General features: G+C 53.0%; 12 protein-coding genes and 2 tRNA genes. 9 read left to right on the forward strand and 5 right to left on the reverse strand.

What is annotated here, in order from left to right; genetic code table 11:
• Positions 1 to 37: 37 nt before the first annotated feature.
• The 3 genes from ACKWCC_RS10895 to proS form a co-directional block, all read right to left on the reverse strand.
• Positions 38 to 109 (reverse strand) — tRNA-Glu (locus tag ACKWCC_RS10895).
• A 72-nt stretch (positions 110 to 181) separates the two neighbouring features.
• Positions 182 to 253, reverse strand: a tRNA-Glu gene (locus ACKWCC_RS10900).
• Positions 254 to 577: 324 nt separating this feature from the next.
• The gene (gene proS / locus ACKWCC_RS10905) at positions 578 to 2053 is read right to left on the reverse strand and encodes a proline--tRNA ligase (protein ID WP_413995966.1); all 1476 of its coding nucleotides are present in this window, start codon (positions 2051 to 2053) and stop codon (positions 578 to 580) included.
• A gap of 94 nt (positions 2054 to 2147) precedes the next feature.
• Between proS and ACKWCC_RS10910 the strand changes: the two genes are divergently transcribed.
• Together ACKWCC_RS10910 and ACKWCC_RS10915 are read left to right on the forward strand one after the other, a co-directional pair.
• The gene (locus ACKWCC_RS10910) at positions 2148 to 3506 is read left to right on the forward strand and encodes a hypothetical protein (RefSeq protein ID WP_413995967.1); all 1359 of its coding nucleotides are present in this window, start codon (positions 2148 to 2150) and stop codon (positions 3504 to 3506) included.
• Between the two features lie 32 nt (positions 3507 to 3538).
• Complete coding sequence (locus ACKWCC_RS10915; protein ID WP_413995968.1) at positions 3539 to 5044, forward strand: OmpP1/FadL family transporter; 1506 nt, start codon at positions 3539 to 3541, stop codon at positions 5042 to 5044.
• Between the two features lie 201 nt (positions 5045 to 5245).
• On the opposite strand, the gene ACKWCC_RS10920 is transcribed toward ACKWCC_RS10915, so the two are convergent.
• Entirely contained in the window at positions 5246 to 6697 is a 1452-nt protein-coding gene (locus ACKWCC_RS10920) for a T9SS type B sorting domain-containing protein (protein ID WP_413995969.1), read from the reverse strand.
• 484 nt (positions 6698 to 7181) lie between these two features.
• On the opposite strand from ACKWCC_RS10920, the gene folE reads away from it, so the two are divergent.
• The 7 genes from folE (at position 7182) to ACKWCC_RS10955 (ending at position 12998) form a co-directional block, all read left to right on the forward strand.
• Positions 7182 to 7862 (forward strand): GTP cyclohydrolase I FolE, encoded by a 681-nt coding sequence (folE, locus tag ACKWCC_RS10925; protein ID WP_413995970.1) that lies wholly within the window; start codon positions 7182 to 7184, stop codon positions 7860 to 7862.
• Positions 7863 to 7874: 12 nt separating this feature from the next.
• Positions 7875 to 9356, forward strand: a complete 1482-nt coding sequence (cysS, locus tag ACKWCC_RS10930) for a cysteine--tRNA ligase (RefSeq protein WP_413995971.1) — start codon at positions 7875 to 7877, stop codon at positions 9354 to 9356.
• A gap of 39 nt (positions 9357 to 9395) precedes the next feature.
• Complete coding sequence (gene yidD, locus ACKWCC_RS10935) at positions 9396 to 9626, forward strand: membrane protein insertion efficiency factor YidD (protein ID WP_413995972.1); 231 nt, start codon at positions 9396 to 9398, stop codon at positions 9624 to 9626.
• 142 nt (positions 9627 to 9768) lie between these two features.
• Positions 9769 to 10731: a prolipoprotein diacylglyceryl transferase gene (gene lgt, locus ACKWCC_RS10940; protein ID WP_413995973.1), complete on the forward strand. Its 963-nt coding sequence runs from the start codon at positions 9769 to 9771 to the stop codon at positions 10729 to 10731.
• A gap of 3 nt (positions 10732 to 10734) precedes the next feature.
• Complete coding sequence (locus ACKWCC_RS10945) at positions 10735 to 11235, forward strand: DUF192 domain-containing protein (protein ID WP_413995974.1); 501 nt, start codon at positions 10735 to 10737, stop codon at positions 11233 to 11235.
• 3 nt (positions 11236 to 11238) lie between these two features.
• A complete protein-coding gene (locus tag ACKWCC_RS10950; RefSeq protein ID WP_413995975.1) occupies positions 11239 to 11769 on the forward strand; it encodes a GNAT family N-acetyltransferase in 531 nt (176 codons plus the stop codon).
• Positions 11763 to 12998 (forward strand): ATP-binding cassette domain-containing protein, encoded by a 1236-nt coding sequence (locus tag ACKWCC_RS10955; RefSeq protein ID WP_413995976.1) that lies wholly within the window; start codon positions 11763 to 11765, stop codon positions 12996 to 12998. Before ACKWCC_RS10950 ends, ACKWCC_RS10955 begins: the two co-directional genes overlap by 7 nt.
• Positions 12999 to 13220: 222 nt before the next feature.
• Here the strand turns inward: ACKWCC_RS10955 and secDF are convergent, their stop codons facing one another.
• The gene (gene secDF, locus ACKWCC_RS10960) at positions 13221 to 16193 is read right to left on the reverse strand and encodes a protein translocase subunit SecDF (protein ID WP_413995977.1); all 2973 of its coding nucleotides are present in this window, start codon (positions 16191 to 16193) and stop codon (positions 13221 to 13223) included.
• Between the last annotated feature and the right edge of the window lie 41 nt (positions 16194 to 16234).

The raw sequence follows: 16234 nt of genomic DNA on the forward strand, positions 1-16234 counted from the left end.
TGTTTAATTTCTTTACAGGGCCGTTACCCTTGTCTTGTAGCCCGTAGGGGAATCGAACCCCTGTTACCAGGATGAAAACCTGGCGTCCTAACCCCTAGACGAACGGGCCAAAATATCATTGTATGCCCCAAAATGGGACATTGCCACAGTGCGCTAGCCAAACGACACTGTTTCTTTTTCGTAGCCCGTAGGGGAATCGAACCCCTGTTACCAGGATGAAAACCTGGCGTCCTAACCCCTAGACGAACGGGCCATTATTTTACTTAAATGCGGATGCAAAAATACAATTATTTTTTACTAGTGCAACCCCACCCTATTTTTTTTTGATTATTTAACCAAACAGGCGTTGTTGTTGCCTTTTCCGGCATCTTGGGGCCATGGGGTGCCGTTGGTTTCCCAATGCTGCACGGCACGGCACCTTGGCCGGGCAAACATGGTTTGCCCCCATCTTGGAACCAACCCTTTTCCAAGGGGCAGCCCGTGGCAATGTTGGTGCTTTGCGTGCCCAGCATTCCAACGGCAACATCCTTATCCCACAAAAAAAACATCCAAATTGGCCTGCGGCTGGCCATGTCCATTAATAGGCCTTGGCAAAAAGAACCCTCCGTGCCGAGGGCCTGCCCGTTAGCACACAGCTCCCCTGCTCCCCAGGGGCATCCATGGGGATGCACCTTATGGTGGCCTTGGTATCCTGTTTGATGCGCTCTTCGGTCGCGGCCGTTCCGTCCCAGTGCGCCGATACGAACCCTCCCTTGGTCTTTAAGATGTCCTTGAAGGTATCATAGTCGTCCACTTCCGTAATATGGGCCTCCCGATGTGCCAAGGCCTTCTTATAAATGTTCTCCTGAATGGCCTCCAAAAGGGACACAATGTGATCTACCACAGCGTCCGCGGCCACAACCTCTTTGGTGAGGGTGTCCCTACGGGCCACTTCATAGGTCCCGTTGTCCATATCGCGCTTGCCAATGGCCAAGCGCACCGGAACGCCCTTGAGCTCGTATTCATTGAACTTAAAGCCCGGTTTGTGGGTATCGCGATCATCAAACTTTACACTGATGCCCTTTTTGCGCAGTTCCGCCAACAGGGGCGCAATGTGCCCGGCAATGGCCTCCAACTGCTCCAAGCCCTTGTAAATGGGAACGATCACCACCTGTATGGGGGCCAGTTTTGGGGGCAGCACCAGACCGTTGTCATCGCTGTGGGTCATGATCAGGGCGCCCATTAACCTTGTGGAAACGCCCCAAGAAGTGGCCCAAACATACGCTTGCTTTCCTTCCTTGGTGGCAAATTTAACGTCAAAGGCCTTGGCAAAATTCTGACCCAAAAAGTGGGAAGTACCCGCTTGCAGGGCTTTTCCGTCCTGCATCAGGGCCTCTATGCAAAAAGTCTCCACCGCACCGGCAAAACGCTCGCTCTCGGTCTTGGTGCCCTTGATCACCGGCATGGCCATGTGCTCCTCGGCAAATTGGGCATAAACGTTCATCATCAGTTCGGCCTCCTTCATCGCCTCCTCCTCCGTGGCATGGGCCGTATGGCCTTCCTGCCAAAGAAACTCTGCCGTGCGCAGAAACAAGCGTGTCCTCATTTCCCAACGCACCACATTGGCCCACTGGTTGATCAATAAGGGAAGGTCCCGGTAAGACTGTATCCATTTTCTGTAGGTGTCCCAAATAATGGTCTCCGAAGTGGGCCTAACAATGAGCTCCTCCTCCAATTTGGCCTCCGGATCCACCACAATGCCACTCCCATCTTCGGCATTTTTAAGCCTGTAATGGGTTACCACGGCGCACTCCTTGGCAAAACCCTCTACGTGGCTTGCCTCTTTGCTCAGGTAGGATTTTGGGATGAAGAGGGGAAAATAAGCGTTTTGGTGCCCCGTGTCCTTGAACATCTTGTCCAGTGCCGCCTGCATCTTTTCCCAAATGGCAAAACCATAGGGCTTTATGACCATACAGCCCCTGACCCCAGAATTTTCGGCAAGATCGGCCTGCACCACCAGATCGTTGTACCATTTGGAGTAGTCATCGCTTCGCTTACTTATATTTTTTCCCATTAATCATAAGTTTGGCACAAAACTTGTACCTTTTTGATAAATAATTCGGTAAAACTAATTATTTTTAATACGTGGAACAATAAATATTGCTGCTATGATATATAGAAAAGATAATAAGAAATTGAGAAGCCTGCTGGCCCTGGGCATCCTTCCGCTACTGGTCGTTTCCTGTGGGTCTTACCAACAGGCATCCTACTATGACAACGATGGCATTTATGCCGATGGCAGGGCGCGCATCGTGGAAGAGGGACCCGTGACCCGTGTGGAGGTACGCCCCCAGGGAGAGGAAAACACCTATGCCGACTATTTTGGCCAGAAGGCCAATCAGTACGGTGAAATCCTGGACAGCGAGATCTTCACCGATGTGGAAGGCTACAGCAGCAATGACGTCAATGCCAACATAAACGAAGACCAGCTTGCCGTATATGACAACAACGCCAACGACTACCTTGGTTATGGCGGTTGGGGCGACAATGCCACCAATGTGAACATCAACTTCCACAACAACGGTTGGGGAGGTATGGGCTGGGGCTTCAACGACCCCTGGTTATGGGGCGGTGGTCTCGGCTGGGGCTGGGGCGGCGGCTGGGGCTGGGGCTGGAACAACCCTTGGCGCTGGAACCGCTTCGGCTGGGGCGGCGGCTGGGGCTGGGGCGGTGGTCTCGGCTGGGGCTGGGGCGGTGGTCTTGGCTGGGGCTGGGGCGGTGGTCTCGGCTGGGGCTGGGGCGGCGGCTGGGGCTGGGGCGGTGGCCTTGGCTGGAACAACTGGGGCTGGGGCGGCAACTACTGGGGCAACAGGAATTTTGCCGTGAACCAGACCCGCCGTGGCTACTATGGCGCGGCCAGAACCAACAACAACATTGCCCGTTCCTTAAGGGGCAGCAGAAACATAGATTCCAGGGGCACCGCTTCCAGGTATAGGAGCAGCGCGAGCCGCACGGCCGGCAGTAGGGACGGTGCGGTGGCCAGATCCAACAGCAGGAACCGGGTGGGACAGACCTATCGGGGAGATGATGCCGCACAACGGCGTGCCGTGGGCGTGGACCGCAACCGGGCCTACAGAACCAGCAGAAGCACCAGGGCAACACCACGCACCTATAGTTCCACCAGGAGCGGAAGCACCTACAATAGGGGCACGAACAGGACGGGCAACTACCGATCCGGACGTCCGGGGTACACCAGCAGCAGAAACTCTGGGTACAGAAGTTCCCGCACCTCGCCGTCGGGCACCTATAGAAGCAGTGGCAGATCTTCCAGGAGCTCTGGATATAGAAGTTCAGGTCGCAGCTCCTCCAGGAGCTCGGGCTACAGAAGCTCGGGAAGCAGCTCCAGAAGCTCCGGCTACAGAAGTTCTGGCGGTAGCTCCAGAAGTTCCGGAAGTTTCAGAAGTTCCGGCGGTAGCTCCAGGAGCTCCGGTGGTGGCGGACGAAGCGGAGGCCGCGGAAGAGGATGATCACTGGTTATTTACCCATTAACAACAACGAAATGAAAAGAATTGCACTGCTAATTCTCATGGCCCTTTGTGCCGTGGGCCAAGCCCAAAATATAAATGACGCCCTTAGATACGGTACCGAAGGCACCCAGGGAACGGCCAGATTTCAGGCCATGGGCGGTGCTTTTGGGGCACTGGGCGGGGACTTCTCTGCCATAAACGTAAATCCCGCCGGGTCGGCGGTGTTTGCCAACAGCCTCATGGCCATCTCCATGGGCAATTACAATGTAAGCAATGATGCCCGCTACTTTGGCACCCCAACCGAGGCATCCACCAATGACTTTGAGCTGAACCAAGCGGGCGTGGCCCTTGTCTTCAAAAACACCAATACGGAGTCCGATTGGCGCAAATTCACCCTGGCCTTCAACTATGACATGGTCCAGAATTTTGACCAAAGGGTCTTTGCTTCCGGAAACAGCAATGAAGGCATAGACAATTATTTCCTGAACTTTGCCCAGGGGGTCCCGTTCGGGTCCATTGCGAGACAGGACGATGAATTTTTGGAAGATGCCTACCTGGACATTGGAGCGGTGGAGGGCTTTGGCCCCCAACAGGCCTTCTTGGGCTATTACGGAGGGGTGATCAACGTGGCCGACCCAGATGACCCGGACAATACGGATTACAGCAGCAATGTGCAGTACAGCACCGTGAACCAGGATTTTGTGAGCACCACCTCGGGCTACAACAGCAAATTTACCGTGAACACGGCCTCACAGTACAAGGACAAAATCTTCCTCGGAGCAAGTGCCAACTTCCACTCGGTGCTCTTCGACCGTTTTGACGAGTTCACGGAAACTGGCTATGATGCGGGGCCGGTGCAGCGCACCATCTTTGACAATTTACTGCGCACCACCGGGTCCGGATTTTCCTTTAATCTCGGGGCCATTGCCCGGCTAAATGATATGGTGCGCGTGGGCGCCAGCTACCAATCGCCCACTTGGTACCGACTCACCGAAGATTTCTCCCAGCGCATTGATTCCGATGATGCCGATAATGACATTGGCTTCATAGACCTGAACCAAGTGAACCTCTTTGAGCCCTACCGCATCAAGACACCCGGCAAGCTCAACGGTAGTCTGGCCCTGGTCTTTGCCAAAAAAGGGTTGCTGAGCCTGGACTACAGTTACCAAGATTTTTCACAATCCCAATTGCGTCCCACCACGGACCCGGCTTTTCAGTCGGTGAACACCGACATAAGCAATAATCTGGGAGCGGTCTCCACCTTGCGCATCGGTGGTGAATACAGAATAGAGCGCTTTAGCTTAAGGGGTGGCTATCGGTACCAGCAAAGTCCGTTTAACAACGGGGTCACCGTGGGCGATTTAAACGCCATTTCCGGTGGCTTGGGCTATAATTTTGGCGGCAGTTCCCTAGACCTGTCCCTGGTGCGGTCCGAACAGGAGCGAAACCAGCGCTTTTTTGATACCGGCATCAACGCCCCGGCTTTCATCAACGGGGTAAACACCAATGTAACCTTGACCTATACCCTGAACTTTTAGAACGCACATTGATCCAGAAAAGCAAAGGCCTGTTCCGCACAGGTCTTTTTTTTTGGCCCCGACCCAAACTGTGGCGGGAAGCAAAACCGTTGCCGCAGCCTTTGCGGCAGGGAAGACAACCAGTGGCATGGCCCCTGCCATGGTTGTGGCAAAACACCTTCTTGGCGGGAAAACAATGCTGGGGAACAGGGCGCCCCTGCCCTATCTTTTCAAGGTGAAATGGGTTTTTCGGGTCTTGGCCACAAAGACTCCGGAGGTTTCCTCCTCCCCGTATTCAAAACGGAACCAATAATCGGTTGCGGGCATGGGCCTTCCGTTAAAGGTACCGTCCCATCCGCCGCCAACACCCAATTGCTTCAAGAGCTTCCCGTAGCGATCAAACACGAATACCACGGGATCGTTGAGCTGCTCAATGCCCCTGACGTTCCAAAGATCGTTGATGCCGTCCGCATTTGGGGTGAAGAATTTGGGATAGGCCACCATTAAAAATTCTATGGGCGCCGTGGTGCCGCAGCCGTTCTTATCGTTGATCACCACCGTATTGAGCCCTGGCGGAATGTCATTGAACACGGGATCGTCCTGGAATTCCCCGCCGTTTATGGCAAATTCATAGCTGCCGTTGCCCTCCACAAAAAACTGGACGTTGTTGCGATCGGGGTCTATGGAGAGGTTGCTGTCCAGAATTTCCACCCGGTCCAGAACGGGCTCCCCGTAGATGGTGACCAGCACATCGTCCAAAATGTTGCCCACACTGGTCTCAATGTTCACAAAATACCTTCCAGAGCTGCCCTGAACCGTGGCAACATCCAATTGGGTGGCCGTGGCACCGCTCAGGAGGTTGGCGTTGTCCAAGGTGCCATCGTCCCCATAATCCACGGACCAGGTAACGTTCACAATATCCGGCCCGGCCGGGGAGTTCTGCGCGCTCAGGACAATGGCGGGGTCTCCCTCACAGGCGATCTTGTCCAGGCCCAAAAACTCGTCGCGCAGCGTACAGTCCAAAGCCGTATTCTGATCGGCCTGCACGGAGGTTCCCGTAAAGGTGAGCATATAGGGCTCCGGGTCGCCATTGAAATTGGTGTTGTAGTTGTTAACGAAGATGTAGTAAAGTTCCCCGGCCCGTACATCCAACCACTCGTCATAGGTGTTCTGGCTCCCTATGACAAAAGGTGCGCCCTCCTGGCCATTTTCCGGATTGGTCCCGATCCCGGTGAATGCCGTATTGTTCACCTCGTAGTTGCAGCGAATGGGCTCGGCCCCGCCGGCACCCACAATGGAGCAAAAGTTGCCCCCTGCACTTTCATCAAAAGGGCCATAAACCGCAAAGTCCCACTCGGCCGTGACCGTTGTGCCGCCAATGGCGGGCAGCGCTTCAATATCAAAGCCCAACTGCCCATCGGTACCCGCCCTGAACACGTACCAGGAAGTATTGTTCTCAATGTTTGCCGAAACCCCACTGCCCTTCTCCAAACAGCCCGTCTGGGTAATGACCTCGGGATCAAAATCGTCAATGTCTCCAGTGCCATCGGCAATGCCCATAATGGGCACGTCCGCACATACGGGGATGGCCGTTCTACAATCTGCGGAATTTTGGGCGTAGGTGTGCCCGGAATACAGCAATAGGCAGCACAGGGCACAAAGGAGTGTTCGCATAAAAAATGGGGCTTTTGGCATTTACTACCATAATGAATAACTAAAGCCTTGTTCTTTTAGTATGCTACATCGGGTTTTTAGTGCACTTAATCGATGAAATACCAGGGGCGCATCGGCCTAACTAAAAAAGTGGGGCCGTATTGCTGTTCCCACCGCCCTACGACACCATTGGGGCGAGTGCCACGAAACCCTCCCGCCCCACCATGCACCGCTCCGTTGCCACCCCGGTCATGGACCCGAAGGGGGGAAACCTTCACCTCCCTTTGGCTTCCCAGCGCTTGCCCCTACCGTCTTGGGGCAAAGGCAAGCCCCTGGGTGGCCCGGAAAAAGGGTTGAAAAACACAAGAGCATGGTCTTTGGCCCTGGACTTTCCCAAGGTTGGCGCGGGGCCTGGCCCAACGCGTATTTAAGCGCGCCCAAATCCCATACCTGCCATAAAGTGCCATATAATGTCTATCTTTGCGGCCTGTAAAATGAATGGTTAATGAAAATTGAAGGCACATTGGAAGATCCCTTTGAAGAACTTGGAAATGACCACGTTTCGGCCGCGGAGGAGACCCCACTGAGGGAGGATGCATTTGTACTGGACGATGCCGAAAAAATAGCAAGGATACGCGAAAACGTTAGGGAGATCATGCTCACCCTTGGCCTTGACCTGGAAGACGACAGCCTTAAGGGAACGCCCAACAGGGTGGCCAAGATGTTCGTGAACGAAATCTTTGGTGGTCTGCATCCGGACCGTAAACCAAAATCATCCACCTTTGACAACAAATATAAGTACGGTGAAATGTTGGTGGAAAAGAACATTACGCTCTACTCCACTTGTGAGCACCATCTCTTGCCCATTGTGGGCAAGGCCCACGTGGCCTATATTTCCAACGGAAGCGTAGTGGGGCTCTCCAAGATGAACCGCATTGTGGACTATTATGCCAAGAGGCCCCAGGTGCAAGAACGCCTTAACCTGCAAATAGTCAGGGAACTGCAGTCCGTTTTGGGCACCGAGGACGTGGCCTGTGTCATAGACGCCAAGCACCTTTGTGTAAATTCACGCGGCATCCGTGACATAGAGAGCAGTACGGTAACGGCGGAGTACGGTGGCAAATTCAAGGAAGAACAGGTGCGCAGGGAATTCTTGGACTACCTGAACCTGGACACCAAATTTTAATCCCAGCACCCTATGCCCCTGTACGAGCAACATACCCTTCGTGTTCACAATTCCCTGAGCGGCAAAAAAGAGATCTTTGAGCCCCTGAATACCGGCCATATTGGCATGTACGTCTGTGGGCCCACCGTGTACAGCAACGTGCACTTGGGCAATTGCCGCACCTTCATGTCCTTTGACATGATGTTCCGCTACTTTAAGCACCTGGGCTACAAGGTGCGCTACGTGCGCAACATTACCGATGCCGGCCATTTGGTGGACGATGCCGAGGACGGCGAGGACAAAATAGCCAAAAAGGCCCGCCTGGAGCAACTGGAGCCCATGGAAGTGGTGCAGCGCTACACGGTGGATTTCCACAACATTCTTGAAAAGTTCAATTTTCTGCCACCGAGCATAGAGCCCACGGCAACGGGCCATATCATAGAACAGATAGAGATCATCCGCGATATTCTGGACAAGGGCTTTGCCTATGAAAAAAATGGTTCCATATATTTTGATGTAGCCAAGTTTAACAAAGTACATACCTACGGGAAGCTCAGCGGCAGAAAATTGGAGGACATGATCGCCAATACCCGCCAACTCACCGCCCAGGACGAGAAAAGGAACCCACAGGACTTTGCCCTTTGGAAAAGGGCCGAACCCCAGCACATCATGCGCTGGCCCTCCCCTTGGGGAGATGGCTTTCCCGGCTGGCACCTGGAATGTACCGCCATGAGCACCAAATATTTGGGCGAGACGTTTGATATCCACGGCGGGGGAATGGACCTTAAATTTCCCCACCATGAATGCGAGATCGCCCAGGCCGAAGCCAGTAACGGCAAACCACCGGTACGCTATTGGCTGCATGCCAACATGCTGACCCTGAACGGCAAGAAAATGGCCAAGTCCACTGGCAACAGCGTGCTGCCCGGGGAAATCTTCTCAGGGGAAAATGCCATTTTTAGCAAGCCCTTTACCCCCGCCATGGTCCGCTTCTTTATGATGCAGGCCCACTACACCAGTATCCTGGACATGAGCAACGATGCCCTTTTGGCCTCGGAAAAAGGTTTCAACAAATTAATGGAAGCCATGACCCAGCTCAAGCAACTTCCCGTGGGGAACGCTTCCAGCTTTGATGTTGCCGCTTGGAGACAAAGCTGCTACGACGCCATGAACGATGACTTTAACACCCCCATCCTCATTGCCAAGCTGTTTGATGCCGTGAAGCACATCAACCTAACAAAAGAAGGAAAGGCATCCATGACCCAAAAAGACAAGGAAACACTTGTGGAGACCATGGAGTCCTTTGTTTTTGATGTCTTGGGATTGGAGCAAAACAATACCGACCCGGCCAGCACCGAGAAACTCGGCGGCGTGGTGGAATTGCTCATTGCCCTGCGAAAGACCGCCCGGGAGAACAAGGACTTTGCCACCTCGGACCGCATTCGGGATGAGCTGGCCGCCCTGGGAATTCAACTAAAGGACGGGAAAGAGGGCACTACCTTCAGTGTGCTCTGACACCTTTCCCTATCCGTGAAAAATGAGGACAGACCGCCCATGGGCAGCTTAAAAACGATCTTGATCGCCCCGCTGGTACTCTTGGTACGCTTTTACCAAGTGGCCATATCTCCCTACACCCCGGCCAGTTGCCGGTACGCCCCCACCTGTTCGCAATACACCCTGGAAGCCCTAAAAAAACACGGGCTTTTCAAGGGCGGCTGGCTTGCCGTAAAACGGATATTCAGCTGCCATCCGTGGGGCGGAAAAGGGTACGACCCGGTGCCGTGAGCCAGGGTTACCGCCGGGCGGCCCCTATCCCTGGAACAGCCGCCCACCTACAGTGCCAAACCCTTAAAAAGTGTTTATTTTAGACCCGGTGAAGGCAGGGTACCTTGGTATTTTCTTATCTTAGCCCGATAAAAAAACGCAAATGCACTTTTTAGGAATTACCTGGAACCCCAACGAAACCCTTTTTAACATTGGTTTTATACAGGTCAAATACTACAATCTGTTATGGATCCTTGCCTTTGTTGTGGGATGGTACATCATGAAGCGGATTTTTGACAACGAGAAGAAGTCCGTGGAACAGTTGGATTCCCTCTTTATCCATACCGTGCTGGGCACCATGTTGGGCGCGCGTTTGGGCCACGTGTTTTTTTATGATTGGGCCTATTACAAGGACCACTTGCTGGAGATTCTTTTGCCCATAAGGGAGAGCGATTCTGGCAGCATCCTCTTTGGCCTCATAGAAGGCTACCAATTTACCGGCTTTACGGGCCTGGCCAGCCACGGGGCCACCATTGGGGTGATCGTGGGCATGTACCTCTACACCCGCAAGTATCGGGAGTTCAACGTGCTGTGGATCTTGGACCGCATGGTGATCCCCTTTTCCATTGGCGCCTTTTTTGTGCGCCTGGGCAATTTTTTCAACTCGGAGATCAACGGGAAAGTGGTGGATGAATCCTTTGTTTTTGCCACACGCTTCATCAGGGATTCGGACGACCTGCACCCCTCAAAGGCTTTGGGCGTTACCAAGGAAAAGACCTTGAACGCCGCCTACGATGCCATAGAAAACAACCCGGAGTTCTCAGAATACCTGGCCCAGATCCCGTACCGCCACCCGGCCCAACTTTATGAGGGCATCTGCTATATCTTTATTTTTATATTGCTCTATTACCTGTATTGGAAAACGGAAAAGAAAAACCGCTTGGGCTACCTTTTTGGCCTTTTCCTGGTACTGCTATGGACGGTTCGCTTCTTTGTGGAGTTCGTGAAAAAGAGCCAGGGCGGCTTTGAGGAGTCCTTGGGACTGTTGTCCACCGGACAGTGGCTCAGCATCCCCTTTATCCTCATAGGACTTTATTTTATGTTCAAACCCAGAAAAACCGCCTAGACCATGCACATTTCCAAGCGCAGCGGAGGCCTTTTTTTGTGTTGCTGCATCTTCCTAATCGGGATGGGCTGCAAGGAAGGTGGCACTACCAAGATAAAAACGGAACCGGTCACCTTTACCAAGGAGGGCACCCTGACCATTAAAAAGGCTGTGACCGATAGCATTGTGGCCCAATTGGACATTGAGATCGCGGAAACGGACTATGAGACCCAGACCGGTCTCATGTACCGCGAAGGGATGGAGGACACCCAAGCCATGCTCTTCATTTTCCCGGACATGGCCATGCACTCCTTTTACATGAAGAACACCCAATTTCCCTTGGACCTCATTTTTATAGACGACCAGCTGAACATTGCCAGCTTCCAGGAGAATGCCCAACCGTACAGCGAAGACGGCTTGTCTTCCCAGGTACCCATACAATATGTACTGGAAGTGAATGCCGGACTTGCCGAAAAATGGACCCTGGATGTGGGCGACCGCATTGCATTTTCTAGAAATGAATGAGAAATGAACTACGGCTTGCAAGGCGAAGAAACGCAAAGACTGCGGTTTAGGCCATTGGCGCCCACAGATTTTGCCGCTTGGCTCCCTTTTCACCAAGACCCCCGTTCTTCGCAATATTGGGAAGGCCTGCCCCAAGACCCCGTTACCGCGTGCCAACAACAGTTTGAGCGGACCTTTGAACGCTATGCCAAGGGCCTTGGCGGTCTGCACGCCCTGACCTTAAAGGAAAACGGAAACCTAGTAGGTCTTGCCGGACCTTTGCTACAGGTAGTGGATGGAGCAAAGGAACTGGAGGTGGCCTATAGCATCCTGCCCCAATATTGGCAAAAGGGCCTGGCCACTGAGGCCGCCACAAAATGCAAGGAAGTGGCCTTTTCCAGACAATGGTGGCCCTCCCTCATTTCCATCATACAGATTCACAACCTGCCTTCCCAAAAAGTGGCCCTAAAAAATGGCATGCGTTTGGACGGCACAACGCGCTACAAAGGCAATCCAGTACATATTTACAGAATTAACACCCCATTGCCATGCTAGAACATTGGGCCGTGTTCACGGACAACCATTCGCACACCAGGCAGTTTGTACGTTCTTTTTTACAGGGCCGCCCCCAATCGCCTTTTCACCATTTGGCCGGTAAAAAGGGTGGGGTGTTCTCAAAATTGGCCCTAGATCGTTTTCTGGAAAAGGAAGATCGGCACGGAGAGAGCGGATTGGACACGGGCGGACGCCTGTTGAGGAGCATGTCCAGTGGGGAACAAAAACGGGCCTTGCTGCACCACCTCCTGGAAACCGAGCACGAGTATTTGCTTTTGGACAGGCCGTTTGACAATCTTGATGTTGAAGGCCAGGCGAGGTTGATGGCCCATTTGAAGGAGATGCAACACAGGGTTGCCCTTATACAGATCGTGAACCGAAGAAAAGACATCCTTCCTTATATGACCCGTTATGGAGCGCTCCAGGAAGGCGCTTTGAACATACTGGAAGCTCCTCCGATGAAGGATGACGTCCGGGTGAGCGCCAAACGGCCCCTAAAGGGGAGCATACCACCTCCCTTGGGCCACATTGAGCAACACGAAGACGTCCTGGTGGCCTTCCGTGACGTTTCCGTTTCCTATGGGGAGCGGCCCATTTTAAACCGCATTTTCTGGAAAATACGCAAAGGGGAGTTTTGGCAACTGTTGGGCAGCAACGGTAGTGGCAAGAGCACCCTGCTGTCCATAATCACTGGCGACAACCCCAAAGGCTACGGGCAGGACATCTGCCTTTTTGGCAAAGCCAAGGGCAGTGGGGAAAGCGTTTGGGAGATCAAACAAAAAATAGGCTACTACTCCCCGGCCATGACCGACAAGTTCGCCGGTAGGCACACCCTGGAGAACATGCTCATTTCCGGGCTGTTGGACTCCATTGGCCTCTACACCCAGGCCACGGAGGGACAGAAAAGAATTGCGGCGGCATGGCTAAAGCTCTTGGGGCTCCACCATAAGAAAGACACCCTTTTTGCAGACATTGGGCTTGGGGAGCAGCGGGTGGTGATGACGGCCAGGGCCATGGTAAAACATCCGCCCTTGTTGATCTTGGATGAGCCCACCGAAGGCATGGACGATGCCTCCGCTGCCCTACTTGTGGCCCTGGTGAACAAAATGGCCCAGGAGACCAATACGGCCATTGTTTTTGTGTCTCACCGCGAGGAGCCCGGCCTGGAACCCCGATCGGTGTTCTCGCTGGAGATGACCCCGGCAGGAAGTGTGGGGAGCATCCTTTGATCGGGTTTAAATTAGGCCGCAGCGGGACAAGCCCAGGCGCCTTGATGCCACCACATTTGCACAAGGGCCGCCAGGCCAACACCCCCTTGATCCGGTGCAGAACCCTTGGCAGCTGCGCCAAATGCCCGGGTGCGGTTCCCTGGGCCACGGGTGGGCAAAAAAATTGCCATACCCCTTTTTTTAAGGACGTATGGCAATATGCTATGGCTTGGGGAGACCTAACTAGGCCTTCTTTGTGGTTCCCTCCGTTAATTTTTTACTGGAAGCATCGAACATGATGGGGGTGGCTATGAACACAGAGGAATAAGTTCCTATGATGACCCCAACGATCATGGCGAACATAAAGCCCCTCAGGGATTCCCCACCAAAGATGAAGATGGCCAACAATACCACCAAGGTGGTGAGCGAGGTGTTCAGGGTTCTTCCCAATGTGCTGTTCACGGCGAGGTTAATGTTGTCTCCGCCTTTCCATCCCTTCTCCCCAATGATTTCCCGAATACGGTCAAACACCACCACGGTATCGTTCAGGGAGTACCCGATCACGGTAAGTATGGCCGCAATAAAGGCTTGGTCCACTTCCATGTTAAAGGGCATGATCTTGCCCAAAATGGAGAAGACGCCCAATACGATCAATACATCATGGAACACCGCCGCCACGGCGCCCAAGGAGAATTGCCACCTACGGAAACGCAACAAAATGTAGAGGAAGACCACGGCCAAGGAGCCCAATATGGCCAAGAACGCATTGTTCTTGATATCATCTGCAATGGTGGGGCCCACCTTAATGGACTGCATGATGCCTATGGCCTTGGTGTCATTGCCCACGGTAAATTGTTCTTTGGTGGTGCCGTCCGGCAAATACTTTTGCAGGGCGGTAAACAGTTTGTCCTGAATCTCCTCATCCACCTCTATGCCCTCCACATCCACCTTGTAGGGCGTGGTGATCTTGATCTGGTTGGCGTCCCCAAAGGTTTTAACGTTGGTGCCGCTACCAAAGACATCGTTGAGCTCAGAGGCAATTTCAGAGGCGCTCACCGTTTTCTCAAAACGTACGGTGTAGGAACGTCCTCCCACAAAGTCCACTCCCTGCTGCAAACCGGGTCCAAAGAAGAGGGAAAAGATGCCAATGGCCAGTAAAATTCCAGAAATGACGTAGGCAATCTTGCGCTTCACCAAAAAATCTATGTGCAAGCCCTTGAACAGGTTCTTGGTGAGGGCCGTTGAAAAATCGAGTTTTCTTCCCCTTCCGGCAATGTACCAATCCACCAATAAACGGGTAATGAAAATGGCCGTGAACAAGGAGGTGACGATACCTATGAGCAGGGTGGTGGCAAAGCCCTTGATGGGTCCGGAACCGAACACAAAAAGAATAATGGCCGTGAGCCCCGTGGTGATGTTGGCATCCAAAATGGAAGACAGGGCGTTGTTAAAACCGTCTGCCACGGCCAGGGCCTTGCCCTTGCCCTTGTCCAACTCTTCCTTGATGCGCTCAAAAATGAGCACGTTGGCATCCACGGACATACCAATGGTAAGGACAATACCTGCAATACCGGGCAAGGTAAGCACGGCATTGAGGCTGGTGAGCACGCCAAAGATCAACAGGATATTCAACAAAAGTGCCACATCGGCAAAGGCACCGGCCTTGCCGTAGTAGAAGACCATCCACACCAATACAATGGCCATGGCGATCAAGAAGGAAGTAAAACCACTGTCAATGGCCTCCTGACCCAGAGAGGGCCCCACGATCTCGGATTGAATGATCTCTGCCGAGGCGGGCAGCTTCCCTGCTCGCAATACATTGGAAATATCCTTGGTTTCGTTTACGGTGAAGTTCCCTGTAATCTCCGAACGTCCGCCAGAAATGGGCCCTGTGGACACGCCAGGTGCGGTATAGACCTTGTTGTCCAGTACAATGGCAATGCCCGTCTGGTTGTTGTAGGCGTCCCCGGTGAGCTCCTCCCACTCCTTTGCCCCTTTGGTGTTCATGGTCATGGACACCGCGGGTTTCCCAAACTGATCAAATTCCGATCGGGCATCGCTCACCACGTCACCACTGATGCGTGGCACCCCGTCACGGTTGGATTTTAAGGCATACAGGTCAATGATCTCCACATCTTCGGTAGATGGGCGCTCCCAAACAAATTTGGTGAACTGGATATCGGCGGGCAACAACCTGCGTATCTCCGGCATTCTCAAATAGGCCCCGATGGTGGCCGTATCCCGGATGGCGGCCCTGAACATGGCATTGCTGTTGGGGTCTGCGGGCATCAATAGATCGAACAGGGGATTTACCTGGGACGCCATGTCCAAGGAATCCTGGGCAACATCAGACAGCAGGGAATCCAATTCGGTCTCGGGCTTTACGGGATCGGGAACATCAACATCCACAATTTCCTTTAGCTTTTCATTGGCCTGGATAATAAAGGTACTGAAACTGGGGTTGCTCTGCTTGTAGGTTTCCCAAAACTCCAATTGGGCCGTACTGGAGAGCAAGCTCTGGGCACGGGCAATATCCCTGGCACCGGGCAGCTCCACCAAAATACGTCCGGAATTGCCCTCACGCTGTATGTTGGGCTGGGTGACCCCAAAACCGTCAATACGCTCGCGAAGCACCTCAAAGGCGGAAACCACGGACTCGTCTATTTTCTGGCGGATGATGGGCTTCACCTCACTGTCTGACATCTGAAAATTGATGACATCGCTAAGCCCCTTGTTCGCAAAAATCTCGGGAGAAGCCAGTTTGGTTTCCCCTTTGATGGCATCAAAAGCGTCAAAAAAGAGTTCCAAGTAGGTCTCATCGCTGTTTTTTGATGCGGCATCGGCATCGGCAAGGGCTTTGTTAAAAACGGGGTTCTTGGTGTTGTTGGCCAACCCCCTTAGAATATCCTTCACGGAGATCTGCAAGGTAACGTTAATGCCCCCTTTCAGGTCCAGCCCCTTGTTCAGTTCCTTCTTCTTGGCTTCGTCATAGCTGGTGTAACCTAAAATGGCATCGTCCCCAATGGAGTCCAAATACCTGGTTTTCAGCTCTTCCAGTTTGGAAATGTAGTTTTCCTCAGACTCGGAAACCCGGCTTTGGGCAAATACCTCGGCATCTTTTTCCACCTTGTTGGTAATGAACGTGTAGGATAGCTGGTAGATACTCACTAGCCCAAACAATAAGGCGAAAAGCCTTATAAGTCCTTTGTTTTGCATTGGTTACGATTATTATATGAATGCTTTTTGCAACAGCGTGC

The sequence above is a fragment of the Maribacter aquimarinus genome (assembly GCF_047345505.1).
Classification (GTDB): domain Bacteria; phylum Bacteroidota; class Bacteroidia; order Flavobacteriales; family Flavobacteriaceae; genus Maribacter.

Coding starts and splice junctions, on each gene's coding strand:
- proS (WP_413995966.1), bottom strand. CDS start 2,053: ATGGGAAAAAATATAAGTAAGCGAAGCGATGACTACTCCAAATGGTAC.
- ACKWCC_RS10910 (WP_413995967.1), top strand. CDS start 2,148: ATGATATATAGAAAAGATAATAAGAAATTGAGAAGCCTGCTGGCCCTG.
- ACKWCC_RS10915 (WP_413995968.1), top strand. CDS start 3,539: ATGAAAAGAATTGCACTGCTAATTCTCATGGCCCTTTGTGCCGTGGGC.
- ACKWCC_RS10920 (WP_413995969.1), bottom strand. CDS start 6,697: ATGCGAACACTCCTTTGTGCCCTGTGCTGCCTATTGCTGTATTCCGGG.
- folE (WP_413995970.1), top strand. CDS start 7,182: ATGAAAATTGAAGGCACATTGGAAGATCCCTTTGAAGAACTTGGAAAT.
- cysS (WP_413995971.1), top strand. CDS start 7,875: ATGCCCCTGTACGAGCAACATACCCTTCGTGTTCACAATTCCCTGAGC.
- yidD (WP_413995972.1), top strand. CDS start 9,396: ATGGGCAGCTTAAAAACGATCTTGATCGCCCCGCTGGTACTCTTGGTA.
- lgt (WP_413995973.1), top strand. CDS start 9,769: ATGCACTTTTTAGGAATTACCTGGAACCCCAACGAAACCCTTTTTAAC.
- ACKWCC_RS10945 (WP_413995974.1), top strand. CDS start 10,735: ATGCACATTTCCAAGCGCAGCGGAGGCCTTTTTTTGTGTTGCTGCATC.
- ACKWCC_RS10950 (WP_413995975.1), top strand. CDS start 11,239: ATGAACTACGGCTTGCAAGGCGAAGAAACGCAAAGACTGCGGTTTAGG.
- ACKWCC_RS10955 (WP_413995976.1), top strand. CDS start 11,763: ATGCTAGAACATTGGGCCGTGTTCACGGACAACCATTCGCACACCAGG.
- secDF (WP_413995977.1), bottom strand. CDS start 16,193: ATGCAAAACAAAGGACTTATAAGGCTTTTCGCCTTATTGTTTGGGCTA.